Annotated in this window: 22 protein-coding genes and 1 riboswitch; of the genes, 14 read left to right on the plus strand and 8 right to left on the minus strand. The window is 67.8% G+C overall.

The window, feature by feature from the left end; all coding sequences use genetic code 11:
- The first annotated feature begins 8 nt into the window (after positions 1-8).
- Both J5837_RS07110 and dinB read left to right on the plus strand, forming a co-directional pair.
- Complete coding sequence (locus J5837_RS07110) at positions 9-3,713, plus strand: OmpA family protein (RefSeq protein WP_210535974.1); 3,705 nt, start codon at positions 9-11, stop codon at positions 3,711-3,713.
- A gap of 62 nt (positions 3,714-3,775) precedes the next feature.
- The gene (gene dinB / locus J5837_RS07115) at positions 3,776-4,843 is read left to right on the plus strand and encodes a DNA polymerase IV (protein ID WP_210535975.1); all 1,068 of its coding nucleotides are present in this window, start codon (positions 3,776-3,778) and stop codon (positions 4,841-4,843) included.
- A gap of 143 nt (positions 4,844-4,986) precedes the next feature.
- Here the strand turns inward: dinB and btuB are convergent, their stop codons facing one another.
- The 3 genes from btuB to J5837_RS07130 form a co-directional block, all read right to left on the minus strand.
- A complete protein-coding gene (gene btuB / locus J5837_RS07120) occupies positions 4,987-6,864 on the minus strand; it encodes a TonB-dependent vitamin B12 receptor (RefSeq protein WP_210535976.1) in 1,878 nt (625 codons plus the stop codon).
- A 145-nt stretch (positions 6,865-7,009) separates the two neighbouring features.
- Positions 7,010-7,230: riboswitch (cobalamin riboswitch) on the minus strand.
- Between the two features lie 14 nt (positions 7,231-7,244).
- Complete coding sequence (locus J5837_RS07125; RefSeq protein ID WP_210535977.1) at positions 7,245-7,616, minus strand: TfoX/Sxy family protein; 372 nt, start codon at positions 7,614-7,616, stop codon at positions 7,245-7,247.
- Positions 7,613-8,098 (minus strand): GAF domain-containing protein, encoded by a 486-nt coding sequence (locus J5837_RS07130; protein WP_210535978.1) that lies wholly within the window; start codon positions 8,096-8,098, stop codon positions 7,613-7,615. The genes J5837_RS07125 and J5837_RS07130 overlap by 4 nt, the downstream gene beginning before the upstream one ends.
- 87 nt (positions 8,099-8,185) lie before the next feature.
- Here J5837_RS07130 and bioD point away from each other — a divergent pair, with 87 nt between their 5' ends.
- Positions 8,186-8,848, plus strand: coding sequence for a dethiobiotin synthase (gene bioD, locus J5837_RS07135; RefSeq protein ID WP_210535979.1), 663 nt, complete (start codon positions 8,186-8,188; stop codon positions 8,846-8,848).
- Positions 8,849-8,940: 92 nt separating this feature from the next.
- Here bioD and J5837_RS07140 read toward each other — a convergent pair whose 3' ends face one another.
- The 3 genes from J5837_RS07140 to J5837_RS07150 all read right to left on the minus strand — a co-directional run bounded on the left by J5837_RS07140 (position 8,941) and on the right by J5837_RS07150 (position 11,157).
- Complete coding sequence (locus J5837_RS07140; protein ID WP_210535980.1) at positions 8,941-9,330, minus strand: phasin family protein; 390 nt, start codon at positions 9,328-9,330, stop codon at positions 8,941-8,943.
- Positions 9,331-9,499: 169 nt separating this feature from the next.
- Positions 9,500-10,225, minus strand: a complete 726-nt coding sequence (locus J5837_RS07145) for a DsbA family protein (RefSeq protein ID WP_210535981.1) — start codon at positions 10,223-10,225, stop codon at positions 9,500-9,502.
- Positions 10,222-11,157 carry an MBL fold metallo-hydrolase gene (locus tag J5837_RS07150; RefSeq protein ID WP_210535982.1) on the minus strand — a complete coding sequence of 312 codons (936 nt, stop codon included), beginning with the start codon at positions 11,155-11,157 and terminating at the stop codon, positions 10,222-10,224. The genes J5837_RS07145 and J5837_RS07150 overlap by 4 nt, the downstream gene beginning before the upstream one ends.
- A gap of 137 nt (positions 11,158-11,294) precedes the next feature.
- On the opposite strand from J5837_RS07150, the gene J5837_RS07155 reads away from it, so the two are divergent.
- Positions 11,295-12,203 (plus strand): LysR family transcriptional regulator, encoded by a 909-nt coding sequence (locus tag J5837_RS07155; protein WP_210535983.1) that lies wholly within the window; start codon positions 11,295-11,297, stop codon positions 12,201-12,203.
- Positions 12,204-12,219: 16 nt separating this feature from the next.
- Here J5837_RS07155 and queD read toward each other — a convergent pair whose 3' ends face one another.
- Positions 12,220-12,576: a 6-carboxytetrahydropterin synthase QueD gene (queD, locus tag J5837_RS07160; protein ID WP_210536184.1), complete on the minus strand. Its 357-nt coding sequence runs from the start codon at positions 12,574-12,576 to the stop codon at positions 12,220-12,222.
- A 40-nt stretch (positions 12,577-12,616) separates the two neighbouring features.
- Positions 12,617-13,960, minus strand: coding sequence for a DEAD/DEAH box helicase (locus J5837_RS07165; RefSeq protein ID WP_210535984.1), 1,344 nt, complete (start codon positions 13,958-13,960; stop codon positions 12,617-12,619).
- 361 nt (positions 13,961-14,321) lie between these two features.
- Here J5837_RS07165 and J5837_RS07170 point away from each other — a divergent pair, with 361 nt between their 5' ends.
- From J5837_RS07170 to J5837_RS07215, 10 genes are all read left to right on the plus strand, one after another.
- Positions 14,322-15,008 (plus strand): alpha/beta hydrolase, encoded by a 687-nt coding sequence (locus J5837_RS07170; RefSeq protein ID WP_342345513.1) that lies wholly within the window; start codon positions 14,322-14,324, stop codon positions 15,006-15,008.
- Entirely contained in the window at positions 15,008-16,057 is a 1,050-nt protein-coding gene (locus J5837_RS07175) for a sensor histidine kinase (RefSeq protein ID WP_425504822.1), read from the plus strand. Before J5837_RS07170 ends, J5837_RS07175 begins: the two co-directional genes overlap by 1 nt.
- Positions 16,058-16,068: 11 nt before the next feature.
- Positions 16,069-16,794 carry a LytR/AlgR family response regulator transcription factor gene (locus J5837_RS07180; protein ID WP_210535987.1) on the plus strand — a complete coding sequence of 242 codons (726 nt, stop codon included), beginning with the start codon at positions 16,069-16,071 and terminating at the stop codon, positions 16,792-16,794.
- Between the two features lie 28 nt (positions 16,795-16,822).
- The gene (locus J5837_RS07185; protein WP_210535988.1) at positions 16,823-17,155 is read left to right on the plus strand and encodes a putative signal transducing protein; all 333 of its coding nucleotides are present in this window, start codon (positions 16,823-16,825) and stop codon (positions 17,153-17,155) included.
- Positions 17,156-17,236: 81 nt separating this feature from the next.
- Entirely contained in the window at positions 17,237-18,151 is a 915-nt protein-coding gene (gene hemC / locus J5837_RS07190) for a hydroxymethylbilane synthase (protein ID WP_210535989.1), read from the plus strand.
- Between the two features lie 96 nt (positions 18,152-18,247).
- Positions 18,248-19,216: a helix-turn-helix transcriptional regulator gene (locus J5837_RS07195; protein ID WP_210535990.1), complete on the plus strand. Its 969-nt coding sequence runs from the start codon at positions 18,248-18,250 to the stop codon at positions 19,214-19,216.
- 632 nt (positions 19,217-19,848) lie between these two features.
- The gene (locus tag J5837_RS07200; protein WP_210535991.1) at positions 19,849-20,148 is read left to right on the plus strand and encodes a hypothetical protein; all 300 of its coding nucleotides are present in this window, start codon (positions 19,849-19,851) and stop codon (positions 20,146-20,148) included.
- Between the two features lie 67 nt (positions 20,149-20,215).
- Positions 20,216-22,321 (plus strand): prolyl oligopeptidase family serine peptidase, encoded by a 2,106-nt coding sequence (locus tag J5837_RS07205; RefSeq protein WP_210535992.1) that lies wholly within the window; start codon positions 20,216-20,218, stop codon positions 22,319-22,321.
- A gap of 90 nt (positions 22,322-22,411) precedes the next feature.
- Complete coding sequence (locus J5837_RS07210; protein WP_210535993.1) at positions 22,412-24,583, plus strand: S9 family peptidase; 2,172 nt, start codon at positions 22,412-22,414, stop codon at positions 24,581-24,583.
- A gap of 31 nt (positions 24,584-24,614) precedes the next feature.
- Positions 24,615-24,977 carry a YbaN family protein gene (locus J5837_RS07215; RefSeq protein WP_210535994.1) on the plus strand — a complete coding sequence of 121 codons (363 nt, stop codon included), beginning with the start codon at positions 24,615-24,617 and terminating at the stop codon, positions 24,975-24,977.
- The last annotated feature ends 34 nt before the right edge of the window (positions 24,978-25,011 follow it).

Genomic DNA, 25,011 nt, shown 5'->3' on the forward strand with positions numbered 1-25,011 from the left:
AGACGAACATGGATATCCGGAAACTCTCCATCGGCGTTGCCCTGGCCCTGTCCGGCGGACTGGGCGCTGCGGCAGACGTCCTGGCGCAATCGGAAGCGGACGCATCGAAGCCCGCACCCCCGATGCAATGCGACCGGCAAGGCTGCAGCAACGAGAACGGCCCGCTGTTCCAAGTCAGGGCCTTCGGCGAAGACAAGCCGAAGGCGACCGGCGAAGACGCGGATTCGCTGCAGCAGAACCGGCGCGTGGAAACCGTGGTCGCCCAGTTCCATGAAGGCGACAGCAAGGTGCTGGCCGACGGACAGGCGACCATCGCCGGGCGCTTCGCCGTGGACCTGCCGCAGGGCGGCACCTTGTGGGCGACCGAAGATCCCACCCTGGGACAGCCGATCCTCAACGTGCAATCAGGATCGATGGCGCCGTTCCAGGACGGCCGCATCACCGAGCCGTTGCGCTTCCACGCGTACAGCAACTACGCCGCGTTCTACCAGCGGCTCGAAGTGACGATCTACAAAGGCAGCGACCAGGACCGCGTACAACCGTTGGCCAGGATCGCCGTGCCGGTGGGCGCGGTCACCGATGCGCAATGGGATGGCGCCCTGCCCGAGGGCCTGCGCCTGCAGGCCGGCGACGAGCTGCAGTACGTCGCGCGCGCATATGCGTCCGACGGCAGTTTCGACGAGACCGAACCGCACCGCATCCAGCTGGTCACGCCGGGCGACTATGCGCGCGGCGTCCAGGTGCTGCGCGACACGGTCCAGCGCAGCCATGCGCAGACCCTGGACGCGGCGAGCGCGGAATCGCTGCAGATCGTCGAGTCCATCTACGGCAAGAGCGATCTGCGCCTGCGCAACATCCCGGTATACGCTTCGCGCGTGCGCATCCTCGGTCGCGACATCGCCGAAGGCATGCAGATCGCGATCGACGGCCAGAGCTTCCCCATCGACCAGGAGCGCAAGTTCGTCGCCGAATTCCTGCAGCCGGTCGGTTCGCATCGCTACCAGGTACAGGTGAAGTCGGCCGAGGGCATGGTGGCGGACACGCCGCTGGACATGGAAGTCACCGGTCGCTACGCCTTCGTTGCGGCGCTTGCCGACCTGACCCTGTCGCACAACAGCGCCAGCGGCAGCCTGGATGCGCTGGGCAGCGATGCGCGCGAGGACGACGGCTTCCTGCGCGAAGGCCGCCTGGCCTTCTACGCCAAGGGCAAGTGGCGCGGCAAATACTTGGTCACCGCGCAGGCCGACACCTGGGAGAACGAACTGGGCAACCTGTTCGATGGCTTCCTCGACGCGCAGCCCTACGACATCTTCCGCCGGCTCGATCCGGACCTGTATTACCCCGTTTATGGCGACGACTCGCGCACCTGGCGCGACGTCGACAGCCAGGGCAAGTTGTACCTGCGCGTCGACTGGGACCAGAACCAGGCTTTATGGGGCAATTTCGGCACCGGCTTCACCGGCACCGAGTACGCGCAGTACCAGCGCGCGCTGTACGGCGCGGCGCTGAGCTGGCGCTCGCGCGCGTCCACCGGACTGGGCGATGCGCGCAGCCTGCTGAAGGTGTTCGGTTCCGAAGCGCAGACGGCGGCGGGGCACAGCGAATTCCTCGGCACCGGCGGCAGCCTCTACTACCTGCGCCACACCGATGTGCTGCCCGGTTCGGAACAGGTGGTGCTGGAAGTGCGCGATCCCACGACCGGACGCGTGGAATCGCGCGTCGACCTGCAGTCGGGCGTCGACTACGAAATGGACGACCTGCAGGGCCGCCTGATCCTGACCCGGCCGTTGGCGCAGATCACCCGCGAAGCGGTACGCACGCTGACCCGCGACACGCCATTGGACGGTTACCGGCAGATCCTGCTGGTCGATTACGAGTACGTGCCTTCCGGCTTCGATGCCGACGATGCGACGGTCGGCCTGCGCGGCAAGCAATGGCTGGGCGACCACGTCGCCGTCGGCGGCACCTATGTCGACGAGAACCGCAGCGGCGACGACTATTCGCTGAAAGGCGCCGACCTGACCCTGCAGGCCGGGCGCGGCACCTATCTCAAGATGGAAGGCACGCGCAGCGAGTCGACCGTCGCGCCGATCTTCTATTCCGACAACGGCGGCCTGAGTTTCATCCAGCGCAATCCCACCGTGGGCGCGCGTTCCGGCGAAGCGCATATGGTCGAAGCCCGCGCCAACCTGCATGAACTGGGCTGGACCCAGCGCGAATGGTCGTTCGGCGCGTGGTGGCGCGATGTCGACGCCGGATTCTCGATCGGCCGCCAGGACACGGGCCAGCCGATCGAGGAATACGGCGCCGAATTCCTCGGCTATCTGAGCGACGACTTCAGCCTGTACGGGCGCTACAGCCATGCCGAACGCGGCACGGCGGAACTGGAGCAGCAGCAGCTCACCGCAGACTGGCAGATTTCCAAGGACGGCCGGTTGGGCGGCGAGGTCCGGCGCGTCAACGAGCACGACACCGGTTACGACGCCGACGCGACCCTGCTGGCGCTCAGCTATCGCCAGCGACTGAACGCATCGCTCGAGCTGTACGGCGTGGGCCAGTACACATTGGACGACGACGGCGGCCGCTATGCACGCAACAACCTGCTGACCTTCGGCGGCAAGTACCTGTTCGGCGACCGCTCCAGCGTCGGCGCGGAAATCAGCAGCGGCAGCCGCGGGCATGGCGGCAAGATCGATGGCGAATACCGGCTCAGCCCGGACCACACGCTGTACGGCGCCTACAACTACAGCACCGATCGCACCGAGCGCGACGGCCTGTTCGACAGCGCGCTGCAATCGGGCTGGACGCTGGGGCAGCGCTGGCGCCTGAACAACCAGGTCAACGTGTACAACGAAAGCCAGTACCTGAAGGACGACCAGCGCGACAGCGCCGGCATCGTCCACACCTTCGGCCTGGATTTCCGCCCGGCACCGGGCTGGAACCTCGGCTTCACCGTGATGGACGGCGAGCTCGACGCCAGCGATGGCCGCGTCGATCGTCGCGCCTACAGCGTCAGCGGCGGCCGCACCGACGCGCGCATGGACTGGTCGAGCAAGCTGGAATACCGTCGCGATCGCGGCGCCGAGCAGCGCGAGCAATGGGTCACCGCCAATCGCCTGTTCTATCGCGTCAACGAAGACTGGCGGGTCGCGCTGCGGGCCAACTACGCCGACACCCAGGACGACCTGAATCCCGCCGCCGGCGCGCGCCTGGCCGAAACCAACCTCGGCTTCGCCTGGCGCCCGCACGACAACACCCGCTGGGCTGCGTTCGGCAAGTACACCTACCTGTACGACCGCGCTTCGCCGGGGCAGGCGGATGCCGACCAGCACGACCAGCGTTCGCAGGTGCTGTCGTTCGAAGGCATCGCCCAGCTCGACGACAACTGGCAACTGGCCGGCAAGCTGGCCAGCCGCTGGGGCGAATACCGGATGGGTCGCGGCGACGGCCCGTGGCTGGACAGCCGTGCCGACTTCGCTTCGCTGCAGGTGCGCTACCACCTGATCGGGCGCTGGGATGGACTGGCCGAATACCGCTGGCTCAAGGTCCGCGACGGCGGCCGCCGCAATGGCTGGCTGGTCGGGCTGGACCGGCAGATCCGCGAGAACTTCAAGATCGGCGTGGGCTACAACTTCACCGACTTCAGCGCCGACCTGACCCAGCTCGACTATCGCTACAGGGGCTGGTTCCTCAACATGACCGGGTATTACTGAGGCGCGTCGGCAGTACGAGGGAACCCCGGCGCGGGACCGCGCGCTGCGGCGATAATGCGCGCATGCGCAAGATCATCCACGTCGACATGGACGCGTTCTATGCGTCGGTCGAACAGCGCGACGATCCGACGCTGCGCGGCCGGCCGGTCGTGGTGGCGTGGCGTGGCGCGCGATCGGTGGTGTGCGCGGCCAGCTACGAGGCGCGCAAGTTCGGCGTACGCTCGGCGATGCCGGCGGTGCGCGCGGAACGGCTGTGTCCGGACGCGGTGTTCGTGCCGCCGGATTTCGTCCGCTACAAGGCGGTATCGCGGCAGGTCCGCGAGATCTTCCTGCGCCACACCGACCTGGTCGAGCCGCTATCGCTGGACGAGGCCTACCTCGACGTCACCGAACCGAAGAGCGGCCTGCCCAGTGCGACGGCGATCGCCGAGACCATCCGCGCGCAGATCCGCGACGAGACCCGGCTGACCGCGTCGGCAGGCGTGGCGCCGAACAAGTTCATCGCCAAGATCGCCTCGGACTGGAACAAGCCCGATGGCCTGTTCGTGGTCAAGCCGGCACAGGTCGATGCGTTCCTCGCGCCATTGCCGGTCGGCAAGATCCCCGGCGTCGGCAAGGTGATGCAGGGCAAGCTGGAGCAGCTCGGCGTCGCCACCGTCGCCGACCTGCGCGGCTTCGCGCTGGAGGAACTGCAATCGCGCTTCGGCAGTTTCGGCGCGTCGCTCTATCGCCGCGCGCGCGGCATCGATGAACGCCCGGTGCAGCCGGACCAGCCGGTGCAGCAAATTTCCGCGGAGGACACCTTCGAGCGCGACCTGTTGCTGGGCGAATTCGACGATGCGATCCGCAGCCTCGCCGAGAAAACCTGGTCGTCCACCAAGAAGACCGAGCGCGTCGGCCGCACCGTGGTGCTGAAGCTGAAGACCGCGCAGTTCCGCATCATCACCCGCAGCCACACGCCGGACACGCCGCCGGCATCATTGCAGGAATTCGTCGAGATCGCATTGGCGTTGCGCGGCCGCGTCGATCTGCCGGAACACACGCGCTATCGCTTGGTCGGCGTGGGCTTGGGCAACTTCAGCGAGCGCGATGAAGTGGTGGAGCAGGGCGGGCTGTTCAACAGCGGGTGACCCGCCTCTCCCCTGCGAGGCAGGGGGGGGTCGGGAGGGGTGAAGCAGGTGCGAAAAATTTTCGCGAAATCACGCAACCGCTTCCCCTCGGCCGCCAGGGCGCGGCTTCGAGCTCCCCTGCCGTCGCAGGGGGGCGCACAAGCTCACTTCGCGCTGTACCGCAACGTCAGTCCGTACTCACGACCCGGCTGGTTGTACCAGGCGACGGTTTCGTATTCGCGGTCGAACACGTTGCGCGCCTGTGCCTGCACGGACCACTCGTCGTTGATCGCGAATTCCGCGCGCAGGTCCAGCGTGCCGTAACCGGCCAGGCGGGTCAGGTTCGCCACTTCGTCGTAGCGGTGGCTGGCGCCGAAGCCGGTGGCGCCGATGCGGAACTTGCCGAAAGCGCGGTCCAGGTCGATGCGCGCGCTGTTCTGCGGACGGCGCGGCAGCAGGTTGTCGTGGTTGAAGCCGTCGCCGTCGTTGCGCGGATCGGTGCGGCTCAGCTGGGTCGACACGTCCCAGCCCCACAGCGTCGTCGCCACGGTCAGTTCCGCACCGCGGATGCGCGCCTTGTCGATGTTGTTGGGCAGGAAGATCAGCGAGTCGTAGGCGATCAGGTCTTCGACGCGGGTTTCGTAGACGTTGAAGGTCCAGTTCCAGCCGTCGCGGTATTGGGCGACGCCCAGGTTCAGGCTCTTCGAGGCTTCCGGCTTCAGGTCGGGGTTGCCGAAGAACGGGTAGTACAGGTCGTTGAAGCTCGGCGCCTTGAAGCCGGTGGCGTAGCTGGCGGTCAGCTTCAGGCCGTTCGCGAATGAATAACCGTAGCCTGCGCTGCCGGTGGTGTGTTCGCCGAACTGGTCGTTGTCGTCGCGGCGCAGGCTGGCCTGCACGCGATGCGCGCCGAAGCTGCCCTGGTATTCGACGAAGGCGGCCTTGTTGTCGCGGCGGGTCTGGTCGAAGTCGGTGTCGCTGTCGATCTCGTCGCGCTGCCAGTCGGCGCCGACGCTGAGCAGTTGGCCTTCAGCGAATGCGTAGTCCCCCTGCAACGCGGCCTGGTCGCGGCGCGTGCCGAAGAAGCTCGCGTGGGCCTGGTCGTGGTAATCGTCGGAGTCATCGCGGTTGCGGCCGACGGTCAGGGCCAGGTTGAACTTGTCCGAAGGCGCGAACGCGAGCTTGCCGCCGAACACCTGCTGGCGCACCTTCGAGCGGTTGGTCCAGCTGCCGTCGAATTCGTTGTCGCCCTGCGCGTCGAGGAAGTTCGCTTCCGCGCTCAGCGCGTCGGTGAAGCGGTAGCCGCCGCGGACGTTGAGGGATACGTTGCGGTAGCCGTCGCGATCGGGTTCGTCGGTGAAGCAGCCCGCGCCGAAGTCGAACGGAATCGACGGATCGGGACCGCGACCGCGGCAGGCATTGATGCCGTCGGTGCTCTGGTACGCGCCATCCGCGCCGAGCCAGCCGCGCTCGCCGTGCCAGGCGAAACCGCCGGCGACTTCGCGCAGGTCGTGGCTGCCGCCGCCGAGCTTGAAGTGGCGGCTCAGGCCCTTGCCGCCGCGGCGGGTGAAGATCTGCACCACGCCGCCGATCGCTTCCGAGCCGTACAGGCTGGAACGCGGGCCGCGCACGATTTCGATGCGCTCGATCTGTTCCACCGGCAGGTCCTGCAACGCGGGCAGGCCGGCGGTGGCCGAACCGATGCGTACGCCATCGATCAGCACCAGCACGTGGTCGGCTTCGGCGCCGCGCAGGTTGAGCCCGCTGATCTTGCCCAGGCCGCCCTGGTTGGACAGGGTGATGCCGGCGCGGCCGTTCAACAGTTGCACCAGCGAAGTGGCCTGGCTGCGCTCGATCTCGGCGCGGTCGATGACCTGCGCCGGGACCAGGCTGTCCTCGACCGATACGGCGGTGCGCGTGCCGGTCACGACGACATCGTCGAGATCGGTGGCATCGCCGGCGCTTTGCGCGAAGGCATGGACGGGCAGGGCAAGGACGATCGCCGCGGCCAGCGCGGTGGGAAACAGGGGGGAACGCAAGAACATGTCGGACTCTCCGTGGCGCACGACCCGTACGCCGGTTGGAAGGAGTCGCGAGCGAAGGGATCCGACGAGGAACGCGCGAAGTCGCGGTGTGCGAGGACGCGGTCGCCGCCGCAATGCCCGCCGCATCGCAACCAGTGAGTGGGTCAGCAAACCCTGCTTCGCGGCCGGTCTCCGGGCTTGCAAGCTGAAATGCCTGGGGCATCTCGGATTCCGCGCCTTCCCATGCGAATGCACAGTGGCGGATGCGGAAGTTCGGCTCGCTTACCGTTGCGGGGGCAGCGCCGGAATCGTCTGCGGACTCACCGGCTTCCCGTTTCAATCCATCGACCGGATGGTCGATGGATCACCTCGAAGTGTGCGCAGTTTAACCGATCGCCCGGTTATTCGGCGTCGTGGCCGCCCGGTTCGTCGAACAGGTTGAACACCGGCGCGGCCTCTTCCTGCATCTGCGTGGTGGTCACCGGCGCGGCGACCGGGCGCCCGCGCGGCGGCGGCAACGCGGCCGCGGCGACGTCCCAGGCCAGCAGCAGTTCTCCGCGGCGTTCCTCGGGCAGTTGCTGCCAGTGGCAGTCGAGCAGGGCGCCTTCCAGCGCGTACAGCAGGTTCAGGCTGGGCTTGAAGCCGGCGCGCTTGATCTTGGCGAAGGCTTCGACCGAGCCGACCCGTTGCAGGTCCTCGAAACTGCGCAGGCCGACCTGGCGCAGCCACGCGGCGGATTTCGGCCCGATGTTGCGCATCTTCGGTGCATTCATGCCAGCGACTCCTCGAAGATGCGCGCGATGGTTTCCAGGCCGGCCTGGTCGTCGGCGTCGAATCGGTCGAGTACCGGACTGTCCAGGTCGAACACGCCGATCAGCTCGCCGCCGCGCTGCAGCGGCACCACCAGTTCCGAACGCGAGGCCGAGTCGCAGGCGATGTGTCCCGGGAAGGCGTCGACGTCGGCGATGCGCTGGGTCTGCCGCGTGCTCGCCGCCGCGCCGCACACGCCCTTGTCCAGCGCGATGCGCACGCAGGCGGGTTGGCCCTGGAACGGGCCGACCACCAGCTCGGTGCCGTCGAAGAAATAGAAGCCGACCCAGTTGAGCTGCGGCAGCGCGTGGTAGACCAGCGCGGAAAGATTGGCCGCGTTGGCGACGCGGTCGCGCTCGCCGTGCAGCAGCGCGCGCGCCTGCCCGGCCAGTTGTGCGTATTGCTCCGGCTTGCTGCCGGCAAGAGCCTGCGACGTGAACGACATGTTGCGATTCTACTCCCCAGGCTCCCCGCGTCCGTGACACGGACCGTTACTATGACGCGGAAAGACGGCGAAAGCGGACGCAGGCCCATGACCCCACTGTTCGTGACCGGCACCGACACCGGCATCGGCAAGACGCTGGTGTCGTGCGCGCTGCTGCACGCGTTCCGAGCGCACGGCCTGCGCGCGGTCGGGATGAAGCCGGTCGCCAGCGGTTGCGAGCGCACGGCCGACGGGTGGCGCAACGAGGATGCGCTGGCGCTGCTCGCGGCCAGCGAGCCGGCCCCGGCCTACGCCGACGTCAACCCGTATGCGCTGCCGCTGCCGCTGGCGCCGGAAATCGCCGCGCGCGAGGCCGGCGTGCAGATCGACCTGGACGTCATCGGGGCCGCGTTCGCGCGCCTGAGGGAACCGGCCGACGCGGTCGTGGTGGAAGGCGTCGGCGGCTGGGCCGCGCCGTTGTCCGGTCGCCTGGACCAGGCCGACCTGGTGCGCGCGCTGCGCCTGCCGGTGGTGATGGTGGTGGGCATGCGCCTGGGTTGCCAGAACCACGCACGCCTGACCGCGCGCGCGATCGCGGCCGATGGCTGCGAACTGGCCGGCTGGATCGCCAACGACATCGACCCTGGCATGGAGCGCCGCGACGAGAACTTCGAATTGCTGAAGGCGCGCATTCCGGCCCCATGCTGGGGTCGTCTCCCGCATGCGCCCAAGATGGACGAGCTGGCGCGATACCTGTCCGTGCCGTCGTAGGAAGGCAATAAAAAAGCCCGGCAACGTGGGGTTGCCGGGCCGGGTTACGCAGGAGAGAGAGGAACTGCGTGTAACGCTATGGAACCGTTCGCTCAGCGGCGGGCGGTCTTGGTGGCCTTGGCCACGGTCGCCTGCACGCTCTCGGTGGCGCTTTCGAACTGCGCCTTGGCCAGCTGGCCCAGCGCTTCGCCGGTCTTGAGGTTCAGGCCGAAGACTTCCTGGCCAGCGGCCACGAAACGCTCGGCGTTGTCCTTGGCGACCTGCAGGCCCTTCGGCAGCAGGGTCTTGTAGGCGTCGAGGTCGCGCACTTCGGCCAGCTCGCCGAAGAAGGCGGTGGTGGCGTCGATGTTCTTCTCGAAAGCCTTGAGCTGCACGCCGAACACGGTCTCGGCGTTTTCCAGGGCCAGGCGGTTGGCGCGCGAGGCGACGGCGGCGAACTGCTGCGTATAGGCGCTGAACTGGTTGTTGAACTGGGCGGACATGGCGTGCTCCTGAAAGGGTTGTGCCGATTGATGCGTTGCAGCATACGCAGGTCTTTGTTGCAGTGCAATAACAGCCGTATGGTTTCCGACGAACGGTTATCGCCCGTTTAAAATCAATCGCTTGCTTGAATTGGTCTGATGGACCGATCCCGGGCAAAACCCTCGCAAATCACGGGTCGACTGCGCAGCCGTCCGGCCCGCACGCCGCGGAGGTCGCGGAACCTGTCGATGGTGCCGGCGCGGAGGCCAGCAGGCTGGCCAGGTGGTCGCGCCATGCGGCGGGCCGGCCCAGGTAGGGCCCGATGTCGAGCACGGTCCATCCCTGTCCCGGCCGTTCCAGGGCGAAGGTCGGGAAGCCGTGACCGCCGACCGCGGACAGCAGCCTGCGGCTTTCCTCGATGTGGCGCGCAACGGGTTCGCCTTCGAGCTGCCGCATCGTCGCGGCGAAGGCATCGCCGTCCAATCCGATTTCGGCCGCCAATGCCTGCAGCGTGTCCGCGTCGGCGATGCGCCGGCCTTCGACGTAATGCGCGCGCTGCAGGCGATGCAGCAGGTCGAGTCCGCGACCCGACGACTGCTGCGCCGCCAGCACCGCGGCGATCGGCGGCGTCGAATCCATCACTGCGGTGGTGTCGCGCAACAGGCCGTCGAAATAGGCGTCGCCGAAGGGTTGTCCGCTGACCTGGGCGATGCGGCGGTCGTGCGGCATCACGTAATCGCGCCAGCGCGCGTCGATGCGGCGCGCGTTGGCGCCGCTCAGCATGCCGCCCGCGTGCATCGCGATCACCAGGCCGGGCACCGAGCGCGCCGCCTCGACCAGCGACGCGGCGGCGTAGCACCAGCCGCACAGCGGGTCGTAGATGTAATGCAGGGTCGGCGCGGCGGCGTTGCTCATGGCCATTTCATTTCCCCCTTGGCGACTTTCGCGCTCAGTTCCAGCGATGCCGTGCCGCCGAGCCCGGGATAGCGCTTCTGCATCGCCGCGACCAGCGCGGCGGAATCCTTCGCCTTCGCGGTTTCCTCGTCGAAGGCGCGGATGTAGTCGGCGGTGAAGCGCACCGCGCGCAGGTCCTGCGGCGCGCCCGGGGCGAAATGGCCCGGCACGACGGTTTCCGGCTTCAGCGCGGCGATGCGGTCCAGCGTGGCGATCCAGTTGGCATGCGACTGCGGGGTCTGCGTGTCGGCCATCCACACGTGTTCGCCGGCGAACACCGGGATGCCGCCGGCCACGGCCTTGGCCGACGGGATCCAGACGAAGCTGCGGTCGGGCGTCGGGCCGTCGAGGCCGACGATTTCCAGCGCGTCGCCTTCCAGCTCGACGCGGTCGCCCTGCAGCGGCTCGGGCACGATGATGCGCGTCGGTGCGCCCGCACCCAGCTTCGGACCCCAGAACTGCAGCTTGCCGGCCGAGGTTTCCTGGATATGCGCGACGGTCTGCGGCGTCGCCAGTACCTTCGCGTCCGGGAACGCGGCGACGAGCGGCTCCAGCCCGAAATAGAAATCCGGATCGCCGTGGCTGATGTAGATCGTGGTCAGGCGCTTGCCCGAGGCCTTGATCCTGTCGACCAGCCTGGCGCCATCGACGGTGGAGAACTGCGCATCGACCAGCACTGCGTCGCGCGTGCCGGTGACCAGCGTCGACGACACCTGGAAGATGCCTTGTTCGCCGGGGTTGTAGACCTCGGTCTTCAGCGGCGCGGCGGTCGGGACCGGGGCGGCCGTAGCGGCCGGATTGCCGGTAGGTGCGGTGGGGGCGTTCGGCGAGCAGGCGGTCACGCCGATGGCGAGGACGGCGGTGACGGCGGCATGCAGCGGGGAGGTTTTCATGGTCGTGTCCTGGCGTGCGCTGATGGCGCGGGAGGGATTCGGCGGCATAGGGGCCTGCCGACGGAGGGCACGATAGTCGAGTGAAACGGTGCGAAAAACCGCGTATAAGGTGAATAACTGTTGCATGGATCGGCCAAATGGACCGGATCACCGCCATCCAAGTCTTCGTCGAAGTCGCCGATCGCGGCAGCCTGACCGCAGCCGCGGAGGCCCTGTCGATGTCGCGGGCGATGGCCTCGCGCTACCTGGCCGAACTGGAACAGTGGCTGGGCGCACGCGTGTTCCACCGTACCACCCGCCGCATCAGCCTGACCCCGGCGGGCGAAGCCGCATTGGCGCGCTGCCGCGGTATCCTCGAGCTGGGCGAGGATATGCGCGCCGCACTGGCCGATCCCGGCGATGCGCCGCATGGCCAGATCCGCATCACCTGCAGCACCTCGTTCGGCCTCAGCCAGATGGCGGCGGCGGTCGCCGACTACGTCGCGCGTTATCCCGGCACGGCGGTGGACATGCTGCTGATCGATCGCGCGGTGAATCTCGTCGAAGAACGCATCGACCTGGCGATCCGCATCACCGGCGCGCTCGATCCAGGACTGATCGCGCGCAGGCTGTCGGTATGCCGCTCGGTGCTGTGCGCGACGCCCGCGTACCTGAAGGCCCACGGCGTGCCGCAACGCCCGGCGGACCTCGCCACGCACAATTGCCTGACCCACCACCACGTCGGACGGAGCCTGTGGCACTTGGTGCGCGAGGGCGGCACGGATTCGGTCGCGGTCAGCGGCAACATCAGCGCGAACGAAGCCACCGTGCTGCTGCAGGCGGTGCGCGCTGACGCCGGCATCGCCATGCTGCCGACCTACCTGGTGGCGCCGCTGATCATCGGCGGCGAACTCGCCGTCGTGCTGCCGGGCCACGAGCCCGCGGCGATGGGCATCCACGGCGTGTACACGTCGCGGCGGCAGATGCCGCTGATCGTGCGCAGCTTCCTCGATTTCCTCGCCGCGCGTTTCGGCGAGGAGCCGGAATGGGACCGGCCGTTGCGCTGAGCGTGGCTACGCGGCGTCAGGGCCCGCGGTAGCGGCATCCGGCGGTGCAGGTTTCGTGCACCGCGACTTCACTCAGGCCGGGCAGGGCCGGCTTCAATCGTTCCCACACCCATACGGCCAGCCGTTCGCTGGTCGGGTTGTCGAGGCCTTCGACCTCGTTGAGGTAGTGATGGTCCAACTGCTCGAACAGGGGCGCGAATGCCGCCTTGATCTCGGCGTAGTCGATCACCCAGCCGGTCCGCGCGCCGATCTCGCCGGACACGTGCACCTCGATGCGGAACGAGTGCCCGTGCAGGCGCGCGCACTTGTGCCCCGGCGGCACGTTCGGCAGTCGGTGCGCGGCTTCGATGTGGAAGACCTTGAAGATGTCCATCACGGGTGGATTCTCGACCTGGGTGGATCAGATCGCAACGTCAGCCGTTGCGGTTCGCGTCGCGGCGCGGGCCGCGCTGCGGCGCCTGCGGCTTGCGCTCGCCATGCTTCTTCGGGCCGGCGTGGGCGTGGCGCGGCGCATCGCCGTGCGGACGGCGCGCGTGCGCGGGCTTGCCGTGCGGCTTGCGCGGCGCGCGGTGGCCGCCCGGTTGCTCGGCCTTGCCCGGTGCGCTGTTGCCCCAGCGGATCGGCGTCTGCGGCTCGAAACCCGGCACGTCGCGGATATCCATGTCCTGCTTAAGCAGGCGCACGATCGCGCGCAGGTACTTGGCCTCGTCCTGCGCGACCAGCGAGATCGCTTCGCCCTGCGAACCGTTGCGGCCGGTGCGGCCGATGCGATGCACGTAGTCCTCGGCGACCATCGGCAGGTCGAAGTTGATCACCTTCGGCAGCTGGTCGATGTCGATGCCGCGCGCGGCGATGTCGGTGGCGACCAGCACCGGCACCCTGCCGGCCTTGAAGTCGTTGAGCGCGCGCTGGCGCTGGCCCTGGCTCTTGTTGCCATGGATCGCCGCGGCCTTGATCCCGGACTTCTCCAGGAACACGGCCAGCTTGTCGCTGCCGTGCTTGGTGCGGGCGAACACCAGGGTCTGCGCGCGCGCGTCTGCGCTGAGCAGGTGCAACAGCAGTTCGCGCTTGCGCCCGCCGTCGACCGGATGCACGCGGTGGGCGATGGTTTCGGCGACGGTGTTCTGCGGCGTGACCATCACTTCCTGCGGATTGCGCATGAATTCCAGCGCCAGCTGCTTGATCGGCTCGGCGAAGGTCGCCGAGAACAGCAGGGTCTGGCGGTTCTGCCGCGGCAGCTTGGCCAGGATGCGCTTGATCGAGGGCAGGAAGCCCATGTCGAGCATGCGGTCGGCTTCGTCCAGGATCAGCACTTCGATGCCGCTCAGGTCGACGCTGCGGCGGTCGATGTGGTCGAGCAAACGGCCCGGGCAGGCGATCACCAGGTCGACGCCGCGCTGCAGCGCCTGCAACTGGTTGCCCATGCCGACGCCGCCGTAGATGGTGGTCGACGGCACGCGCAGGTACTTGCCGTAATCGCGCAGGCTTTCATGCACCTGCACGGCCAGCTCCCGGGTGGGGGTCAGGACCAGCGCGCGCGGCTTGCGCGTGCGGTTGGGCTCGCCCGACAGCTTCTGCAGCAGCGGCAGGCCGAACGCGGCGGTCTTGCCGGTGCCGGTCTGGGCGCCGGCGAGCAAGTCGTGGCCGGCCAGCGCCAGCGGGATGGCCTGGGCCTGGATCGGGGTGGGCGTGTCGTAGCCCTGTTCGGACAGCGCGCGCAGCAGGGCGGGCGAAAGCCCAAGGGTTTCAAAACTCATGGTGGAACTCCGGTTGCGTGTTCGACCCACGAGCATCGGGAAGTCCGCACGGGATGTGCGGGCTCTCGATCGGGGACGATCACATGGTGGCCCGAAGCGTTCCCGTGAACCGCGCTGCGAGGAAGGGGCGGCCATGTCGGACGACGGGCCGGGCTGCAGGACAGGATGGCGTCGGATGGGCGCGGAGGTCGGGATTCGACCCGCCGCGGGCCCGGAGGGAAACGGACGGCCGCCTGCAAGCGGCGCGCATCATACCCGATCGGGGCCGCCCTTGCGCGCCGGGGGAGGGGCGGGTGGCGCGAGTGGGCGCCTGCGGCCACGGCTAGAATCGCCACATTCCTTGGAAACACCAGGCGGAACGGTGGAACGAACCCTGCAGTACCTGGAAACGGTCGAACACGAAACCGGCGCCTCGCCGCAATGGTGCGTTCTGTGGCTGCACGGGCTGGGCGCGGACGGCCACGACTTCGCCCCGATCGTGCCTGAACTCGTGGCGCGCGAATGGCCGGCGATCCGCTTCGTGTTCCCGCACGCGCCGGTGCGGCCGGTGACGATCAACAACGGCATGCGCATGCGCGCGTGGTACGACATCGCCGGCATGGATTTCGCCACCCGCGCCGACAGTGCGGGCATCGTCGAGTCCATCGCCCAGGTCGAAGCCTTGATCGCGCGCGAAGCCGAACGCGGCATTCCTGCCGAACGCGTGCTGCTGGCCGGCTTCTCGCAGGGCGGCGCGATCACCCTGGCCGCAGGCCTGCGCCGCGAACGGCCGCTGGCCGGACTGATCGGCCTGTCGACCTACCTGCCGGGTGCGGAACGCCTGGCCGGCTTCGCCACCGAGGCATCGAAGCGGCAGCCGGTGTTCATGGCCCACGGCAGCGGCGACCCGGTGATTCCCATCGTGCATTCCGAAAACAGCGCCCGCGCGTTGCGCGACGCCGGTTACGACGTGCAATGGCATCGCTACCCGATGGCGCACCAGGTCTGCGCCGAGGAAATCGCCGACCTGCGCACATGGATGGGCCAGCGCTTCGCCGCGGCGGAATGATGCCGGCCGCCAAGCGCCCCGAACCCTGGTTGCCGGACCTGTGCCGGCTGCCGCGCCTGGCGACGATGCTCGGCATCGCCGAACTGGTGGTGGTCGTCGTCGCGGTGGCGCCGGATGCGGTGCGCGGCTGGCGATTGATGGATTTCGTGCTCGCCAGCGGCTTCGCCCTGTGGCTCGCGCTGGCGGTGTCGGTGCTGCTGTGCGTGTCGCGGCCGCTGCTGTCGCGCGGGCCGATGGCGGTGGGCGCGGTCGGCGCGATGTTGCTGGCGGCGCTGGCCGCGTGGCTGGGTTCGGCCGTGGTGTACGTGCTGTACGACAGCCTCGATCCGGTCAACTGGAGCGGCCGCATCGGCTTCTGGCACTTCAGCCTGGGCAGTTCGGCGATCCTTACCCTGATCACCGGCCTGGCGCTGCGCTACTTCCACGTCAGCGACCGCTGGCAGGCGCAGCTGCAGGCCAACGCGCGCGCGCAGGCCGACGCGCTGCAGGCGCGGATCCGCCCGCACTTCCTGTTCAACAGCATGAACCTGATCGCCAGCCTGCTGCGCCGCGACCCGCGGGTGGCCGAACAGGCGGTGCTGGACCTGTCCGATCTGTTCCGCGCCTCGCTGGTCGCCGGCGAAAGCCCTTCCACCCTGCGCGACGAAGTGGAACTGGCCGAACGCTACCTCGCCATCGAATCGCTGCGCCTGGGCGAGCGCATGCAGGTGGTCTGGCGCAAGCACGAACCGCTGCCGTGGGACCTGCCGATGCCGCGGCTGGTGTTGCAGCCGCTGGTCGAGAATGCGGTGCTGCACGGCGTGTCGCGCATGCCGCAGGGCGGCGAGGTCGAGATCGAACTGCTGGTGGACGGCCGACGCCTGCACATCCGCATTCGCAATCCCGCGCCTTCGCCCGATGCCGCGGCCATACCGGTCAAGCATGGCGCCGGCCACGCCCAGCGCAGCACCCTGCATCGGCTGGGCTACGAATTCGGCCCGTCCACGCGGATGACGTCCGCGTGGCGCGAGGGCTACTATGTCTGCGAGGTCGATCTGCCGTTGCCGTGAGGGGGTGGCGTGTGAAGCTTGTCATCGCCGACGACGAACCGCTGGCCCGCGAGCGCCTGCGTTCGCTGCTGGCCGAACATGCCGATGCCGAAGTGGTGGCCGAGGCGGAGAACGGCCTCGAAGCCCTGCAAGCCTGTTCGCAGCACCACCCCGATGTGGTGCTGCTGGACATCGCCATGCCGGGCGTCGACGGCCTCGAGACCGCGCGCCACCTGGCCGCGTTCGAGCCGCGCCCGGCGGTGGTGTTCTGCACCGCCTACGACGTGCATGCCCTGTCGGCGTTCGAGGTCGCGGCGCTCGACTACCTGATGAAGCCGATCCGCCCCGAGCGCCTCGCCGCGGCGCTGGAGCGCGTGCGCCTGTTCTCCGCCGCGCGCGGACCGGCGCCGGAGGGTCGCGCCGCGCCGCGCGCCCATCTGTGTGCGCGCCTGCGCGGCAGCCTGCGCCTGATTCCGATCGAGGAAGTGCACTACCTGCAGGCCGAGGAAAAATACGTCGTGGTCCACCACGCGCACGGCGAGGACCTGATCGAGGAATCGCTGAAGTCGCTGGAAGACGAATTCGGCGAGCGCTTCGTGCGCATCCACCGCAACTGCCTGGTCGCGCGCCACGAACTGGTCGAGCTGCGCCGCGGCGGCGACGGGCGGGTCCACGCGCACCTGCGCCACGGCAAGGAACCGCTGGAAGTCAGCCGGCGCTGCGTGCCGGCGCTGCGCGACAGCGTGCGGCATTTCTGAGGCCGGCGGCCGACCGCAAGGAGGTTGCATGAGGCTGCTCTGCTCGTCGTCCAGCCTGACCTTCGTCCATTCGCTGCGCATCGCCCTGGATGGCGAGGGGATAGATACCTTCTGTTCCGATGCCGACAGCAACCTGTCCAGCATCGCCGGCCCGATGACCGGGACGGCCGCGCGGATCTACGTGCTCGACGAGGAAGACTGGGATCGTGCGGTCGCGGTGATGAAGCACCTGGATCCTTCGATCGGCCGCGCGGAAGCGACGACGGGGCAGGCGCGCGGTGCCTGGCCGCAATGGGTCTGGATTGGCCTCGGCCTGGTCGTGGCGATCGTAGTCGCAGGCTTGCTGGGCGGCCAGCACTGACGCCGCGTTCGCGCGGTCTTGATGCCTGCGTGAATAGCTCTTCGGCTATCCGCCACTTGCGGTCGCCTTCATAATAGACACGTGACCCTAATCCGCATCGCCACCCGCAAGAGCCCGCTCGCCCTGTGGCAGAGCGAGCATGTCGCCGAACGCCTGCGTGCGGCGCATCCGGAGGTGCGCGTGGAACTGGTGCCGATGAGCACGCGCGGCGACGAGGTGCTGGACCGTTCGCTGGCCGCGATCGGCGGCAAGGGCCTGTTCCTGAAGGAACTGGAGCTGGCGATGCAGCGCGGCGAGGCCGACTGCGCGGTGCATTCGCTGAAGGACGTGCCGATGGAGCTGGAGCCCGGGTTCGCCCTGCCGGCGATCCTGTCGCGCGCCGATCCGGCCGACGCCTTCGTCAGCAACCGGTTCGCTGCGGTGGCCGACCTGTCGCAAGGCGCGCGCGTCGGCACGTCGTCGCTGCGCCGGCAGGCGCAATTGCGCGCGCTGCGCCCGGACCTGCAATTGCTCGACCTGCGCGGCAACGTCAACACGCGCCTGGCGAAACTGGACGCGGGCGAGTACGACGCCATCGTGCTGGCCTGCGCCGGCCTGCAGCGGCTCGGCTTCGACTCGCGCATCCGCGCACGGCTCGATGCGCCGGCATGGTTGCCCGCGCCCGCGCAGGGCGCCATCGCGGTCGAGTGCCGCGACGACGCGCCGGAGCTGCACGCGCTGCTCGCCGCGCTGGACGATGCGCCGACCCGGCGCCGCGTCGAAGCCGAGCGGGCGATGAATCGTGCCCTGCACGGCAGCTGCCACGTACCGGTGGCGGCGTTCGCGCAATTGCAGGGCGAACGCCTGCTGCTGCACGGCCTGGTCGGTTCCGCCGGCGACGGTCGTTGCGTGCGTGCGCAAGACGAAGGCGACGATGCGGAAGCCCTGGGCCGCGAAGTCGCGGCGCAATTGCTGGCCCTGGGCGCGGACCGGATCCTCGCCGAAACCGGCGGCTGAATCGGCGACCGGATCGTCGCTCCCGCTGCCAACGGGTTCGCGGCAGCGATGCGCGGACTCGGCCATAATCCGTTCCCCCTGTCGGCACCCTCGGCCATGGACAAGATCGAGCGCATCACCGCACTGCATCGCATCCTCAAGGCGTCCCGTTATCCGGTCACGGTGAAGCGGCTGCAGGAGGAACTGGGTTGCTCGCGCGCCACCGCCTATCGCGACCTGGCCTACCTGCGCGACGCGCTGATGGCGCCGATCGAGGGCGATGGCGAGGCCGGCTTCCGCTACAACGCGGCCGAAGGCGAGCGCTTCGAACTGCCCGGCCTGTGGCTGAGTTCGGAAGAACTGTACGCGTTGCTGGCGTCGCAGCAGTTGCTCGCGCGCACCGGTGGCGGCGTGCTGTCGACCGCGCTGGCGCCGCTGCAGAAGCGCATCGAAGGGCTGCTGGCCGACCATGCCGGCATCGACCAGTGGCCGATGGACCGCGTGCGGGTGATCCCGCACCGCGGCCGCAAGCTGGACGAAACCGGTTTCCGCACGGTCGCCGCGGCAGTACTGGAACGGCGCCAGCTCGGTTTCGAATACCGCGCGCGTTCCACCGACGAAAAGACCCGGCGTACCGTATCGCCGCAACGCCTCACCCACTATCGCGACAACTGGTATCTCGACGCGTGGGACGAGGACAAGGGCGGACTGCGCAGTTTTTCGGTCGATCGCATCTCGGCTGCGCGCCTGCTGGACGAGGCGGCGCGGGATATCGGCAGCGAAGAGCTGAACCAGCACCTGGCGTCGAGCTACGGGATCTTCTCCGGCGAGCCGAAGGGCTGGGCGACGATCGTGTTCAGCGCCAAGGCGGCGCGTTGGGTCGCCGACGAGCAGTGGCATTCGAAGCAGCAGGGCCGTTTCCTGTCCGACGGGCGCTACGAATTGAAGGTGCCGTACAGCGCGTCGCGCGAACTGCTGATGGACGTGCTGCATTACGGGGCGGATGCGGAGATCGTGGAGCCGACGGTGTTGCGCGAGCAGGCGAAGTCGCTGCTGGCGTTGGCGTTGGCGAATTACGAGCGCTGAGTCGAGCGACCCTTTCCCCGCGTGCGGGAAAAGGTGCCGAAGGCGGATGGCGGCATCCGGTCCTGACGAAGCTTCCGTCGCGATTTTCGCCTCGAATGCGGCTTGTGGCTTTGTAGAGCCGAGCATGCTCGGCTGCTCTTGCTGTTGCCCGTCATCCCAGCGAACGCTGGGATCCATTTTGCTTTGCTCCTGTAGGAGCGCACCTGGGCGCGACCGTAGGACCGCGATCGCCTGGACAATCCCTCAACGCAGGAGCAATCCGTCGCCCACTGCGTGAGTTTCTACAAAAAGCATTTCGCCTTTCGGCGACTTACTTTTCTTTGCTTGTGCAAAGAAAAGTAACCAAAAGAAAGCACACCCCTCCTCGCGCCCTTCGCTGCGCGAAGGGTCCGCGGAGCCGGTGGGAATTTTCGGACGGGGCATCCCCGTATCAAGTACGGGGCAGGCTCTGCCCCTTCCGAAAACGGCGCACATCCCTGTGCGCCGCCCCTGCGGGGTTTACCCACCGGCTCCGCCGCTGCGGACGGGACCCGGAAGGGCAAAAGCAACTGCAAGGCAAACATCCACCTCACGTCGCAACCCCTGAGATGGCGCTTCCCCAAGCTGGCTCCACCCAATCCGGAGCCGCCGTCATGCCGCAATTCGTCGCTTCCCGCCACTCCCGTCCCCTCGTCGATCCGCGTCTGGAGCGCGGGTTGCGCATGGCGGTGGCTGCCGGTTTGGTCCTGAGCCTGTTGCTGCCGCTGCGCAGCGAATGGTTCGGGCTGACGTCGCTGTGGCTGCTGGGCATGCCGCTGAGCGCGTGGTGGGCGCTGCATCGCTTCCGCCTGCCGATGCCGGTCGCTGTTGCCGCGCGCCGTCGCCGGCGTACCGGTGGCCAGGCCCGGCGGCGCAACCCATTGAGCGCAAAGCGCTTCCTCCGCGCCGCCTGACCTCCGGCAGGGGAGCGGCACGGGGACCTGTGCTAGCGTCGGCGGCTCGTTCAATCAGGAGTCGCCGATGTCCCGATTCGTCCTGGCCTGCCTGGCCGCAGGTCTTGCCGCTGGCGCGGTCTCCATGCAGCAAGCCCATGCACAGGAGAAGCCCGTGGCCAACGATCCCTACGCCTGGCTGGAAGACGTCGAAGGCCAGAAGCCGCTGGACTGGGTCAAGGCCCAGAACGCCAGGACCGAGGCCGAAATCGCCGCCACGCCGGCGTTCAAGCAGCTCGAGGCGGACATCCTCGCGATCCTCGATTCCGATGCGAAGATCCCCGGCGTCGAGAAGATCGGCGACTACTACTACAACTTCTGGAAGGACAAGCAGCACGAGCGCGGCCTGTGGCGGCGCACCACGCTGGACGAATACCGCAAGCCGCAACCGCAATGGGAAACCGTGCTGGACCTCGATGCCCTGAACAAGGCCGAAGGCACCAACTGGGTCTGGCATGGCGCGGACTGCCTGCGCCCCGATTACAAGCGCTGCCTGATCGCCCTGTCGCGCGGCGGTTCCGACGCCGACGTGACCCGCGAGTTCGACCTGACCACCAAGGACTGGGTGAAGGACGGCTTCTTCCGTCCGGAAGCCAAGGGCGGGCTGGGCTGGAAGGACGCCGACACCGTCTACGTCTACACCGACTTCGGCCCGGGCAGCATGACCAGCTCCGGCTATCCGCGCATCGCCAAGGAATGGAAGCGCGGCACGCCGCTGTCGGCGGCGAGCGTGGTCTACGAAGGCAAGCCGGACGACATGTACATCGCGGCGATGCACGACGACACGCCGGGTTTCGAGCGCGATTTCGTCAGCCGCACGCTGGCCTTCTACAACGACGAGCTGTACCTGCGCGGGAAGGACGACAAGCTCATCAAGATCGACGCGCCGAATTCGGCCAACAAGGGCGCGCATCGCGAATGGCTGACCCTGGAGCTGCGCGAGCCATGGTCGGTCGGCGGCAAGGAATACAAGGCGGGCTCGCTGCTGGCCGCGAAATTCGACGACTTCGTCGCCGGCAAGCGCGAGTTCACTGTGCTGTTCGAGCCTACCGACAAGACTTCACTGTCAAGCTTCAGCTGGACGAAGAACCACTTGGTGCTCAATGTGCTGGACGACGTGAAAAGCCGGCTCAGCGTGCTGACGCCCGCCCACGGCGAATGGAAAAAGAGCGACTTCGTCGGCGCGCCGAGTTTCGGCACCCTCGGCGTCAGCGCGGTCGACGATGACGAATCCGATGCGGTGTGGCTGACTTCCACCGATTTCCTGACCCCGACCACGCTGTCGCTGGCCGAGATCGGCAAGCAGCCGGAAAAGCTGAAATCGAACCCGGTGTTCTTCGACGCCTCGAAGGACGAGATCGAACAGCACTTCGCCACTTCGAAGGACGGCACCAAGGTCCCGTATTTCCTGGTCCGTCCGAAGAACCTGAAGTTCGACGGCGACAATCCGACCCTGTTGTACGGCTACGGCGGCTTCGAGGTTTCGCTGACGCCCAGCTATTCCGGCGGTATCGGCAAGGGTTGGCTGGAGAAGGGCGGCGTGTACGTGCTGGCCAACATCCGCGGCGGCGGCGAATACGGCCCGCGCTGGCACCAGGCCGCGCTGAAGGCCAACCGCCACAAGGCCTACGAGGACTTCGCCGCGGTCGCCGAAGACCTGGTCGCGAAGAAGATCACCTCGCCCAAGCGCCTGGGCATCCAGGGCGGCAGCAACGGCGGCCTGCTGATGGGCAACATGCTGACCCAGTACCCGCAGCTGTTCGGCGCGGTGGTGTGCCAGGTACCGCTGCTGGACATGAAACGCTACAGCCACCTGCTGGCCGGCGCGTCGTGGATGGCCGAGTACGGCGACCCGGACACCGCCGACTGGGAATTCATCAAGACCTTCTCGCCGTACCAGCTGTTCGACGCATCGAAAACCTACCCGCCGACCATCTTCATGACCTCGACCCGCGACGACCGCGTGCATCCGGGCCATGCGCGCAAGATGGCCGCACAGATGATCGACGCCGGCAAGGACGTGCGCTATTACGAGAACATCGAAGGCGGCCACGGCGGCGCGGCCAACAATGCGCAGCAGGCGCGCATGAACGCGCTGGCCTACACCTTCCTGTGGCAGCAGTTAGGCAAATGAACCGTTCGTTCGTCCAGGACTCTTGCCAGTCACCCCGCGACGGCAGCCACTGCCGTCGCCTTGTATTGGATGCAATAGGGGCCACATAGAATGAAGCCGACCACCCTCCTGATCGCCACCGCCCTGCTGATGACCACGCACCCGATTTCCGCCCTCGCCGCCGATGCCACCCCGCCCGACGTGGCGAAGAAACCCCATGTGGTGAAGGCCCCGTTCGGCGCGGAACGCAACGACGAGTACTACTGGCTGCGCGACGACAAGCGCGAAAACCCGGACATGCTGGCCTACCTGAAGGCCGAGAACGCCTATGCCGACGCGCTGCTGGCGCCGCTGAAGCCGGTGCAGGACAAGCTGTACGACGAGGTCGTCGCCCGGATCAAGCAGGACGACAGCTCGGTGCCGTACCGCGAGCGGGGCTGGTGGTACTACTCGCGCTTCGAGAAGGGCAAGGACTACCCGGTGCACGCGCGGCGCAAGGACGGTCCCGGCGTCGACGCGCTGGCGATCCAGAAGGCCAACGAAGCGAACGATTTCGCCGGCGAGCAGGTGCTGCTCGACATCAATGCGCTGGCCACCGGCCACGACTACTACAGCGTGGCCAATTACGAGGTGAGCCAGGACAACGCGATCCTGGCCTATGCCGACGACACCAACGGCCGCCGCCAGTACACGGTCCGCTTCCGCGACCTTGCCGGCAACGCCACTTATTCCGAAGAGATCAAGGGCGTTTCCGGCGACCTGGTCTGGGCCGACGACAACCGCACCCTGCTGTACCTGGAGAACGATCCGGTGACCCTGCTCGGCGTGCGGGTCAAGGCCCACGTGCTGGGCACGCCGGTGGCTTCCGACCGCGTGCTGTACGAAGAGCCGGACGACAGCTGCTACCTCAGCGTGATGCGCAGCCGCGACGATCGCTACATCATGATCCATTCCGGCAGTACCGTGTTCGGCGAGGTGCGTTACGCGCCTGCCGCCGACCCGCGCGAATTCAAGGTGCTGGCGCCGCGCGAACGCGATGTCGAATACGACGCCGACCACCACGGCGGGCGCTGGGTGATCCACACCAACGCCGACAAGGCGACCAACTTCAAGATCGTCACCGCGGCGGACGGCTCGACTTCGCGCAAGGACTGGAAGGACTGGATCGCGCACCGCGACGACGTGTTCATCGAAGGCTTCGAGCTGTTCGACGGCTTCGCCGCGATCGAGGAACGCTCCGATGCGCTAGAGCGCGTACGCATCCTGCGCAACGACGGCGGCGAGGAATACGTCAAGGCCGACGAGCCGGTGTATTCGATGGGCCTGTCGACCAATGCCGAAGCCGGCAGCGACTGGTTGCGTTACGGTTACACCTCGATGACCACGCCGGCCACGACCTACGAATTGAACGTGAAGACCGGCGAACGCCGCCTGCTGAAGCAGCAGCCGGTACCCGGCTACGATCCGTCGCAATACGTCACCGAGCGCGTCTGGGCGCCGGCGCGGGATGGCGTGAAGATCCCCGTGTCGCTGGTCTACAAGAAGGGTTTCGAGAAGAACGGCAAGGCGGCGATGCTGCAGTACGCCTACGGCAGCTACGGCCATTCGACCGACCCGGGCTTTTCCGTCACCACGGTCAGCCTGCTCGACCGCGGCATGGTCTACGCCATCGCCCACATCCGCGGCGGCCAGGAGATGGGCCGCAAGTGGTACGAGGACGGCAAGCTGCTGCACAAGAAGAACACCTTCACCGACTTCATCGACGTCACCGATTACCTGGTGAAGCAGGGTTACGCCGCGCCCGACCGCGTCGCCGCGTACGGCGGCAGCGCCGGCGGCCTGCTGATGGGTGCGATCTCGAACATGGCGCCGGACCGCTACCGGGTGATCCTGTCCCAGGTGCCGTTCGTCGACGTGGTCACCACGATGCTCGACCCGAGCATTCCGCTGACCACCAACGAGTACGACGAGTGGGGCAACCCGGAGAAGAAGACGTACTACGACTACATGGTCACCTACTCGCCGTACGACAACCTGGAGAAGAAGGCTTATCCGGCGATGTTCGTCGGCACCGGCCTGTGGGATTCGCAGGTGCAGTACTGGGAGCCGGCCAAGTACGTCGCCCGCCTGCGCGACCTGGATACGTCGCGGGCGCCGGTGGTGTTCCGCATCAACATGGAAGCCGGCCATGGCGGCAAGTCGGGGCGTTTCCGCAAGTACCGCGAGCAGGCGGAGATGTATTCGTTCATGCTCGACCAGCTGGGCGTCGAATCCGGCCGATGAGCCGGGCGCGCCCGCGGTGCGGGGTGGCGGCATGAGTCGTTGGGCGTGGGCGCTGCTGGCCTACGCCAGCCTCGGCCTGGGCATCGTCGGCATCGTGGTGCCGGGCCTGCCGACGGTGCCGTTCGTGTTGCTGGCCGCATTCGCCGCCGCGCGCGGCTCGCGGCGCCTGCATGACTGGTTGCTGGCGCACGAGCGGTTCGGCCCGGCGATCCGCGATTGGGAACGCGAAGGCGCGGTATCGCGGCGCGCCAAAGTGCTGGCCACCGGGATGATGGCGCTGAGCGCGGCGGTCATGTTCCTCACTGCACCGAAATGGTGGATGGCCGCGATCGGCAGCGCGACCATGGCTTGCGTCGCCGTGTGGTTGTGGCGGCGGCCCGAGCCACGCCGCTGACCCGACCGGTTCATGGCCGAGTGGCTATACTCGG

Source organism: Pseudoxanthomonas helianthi (assembly GCF_017939625.1).
GTDB classification, from domain to species: Bacteria; Pseudomonadota; Gammaproteobacteria; order Xanthomonadales; family Xanthomonadaceae; genus Pseudoxanthomonas_A; species Pseudoxanthomonas_A helianthi.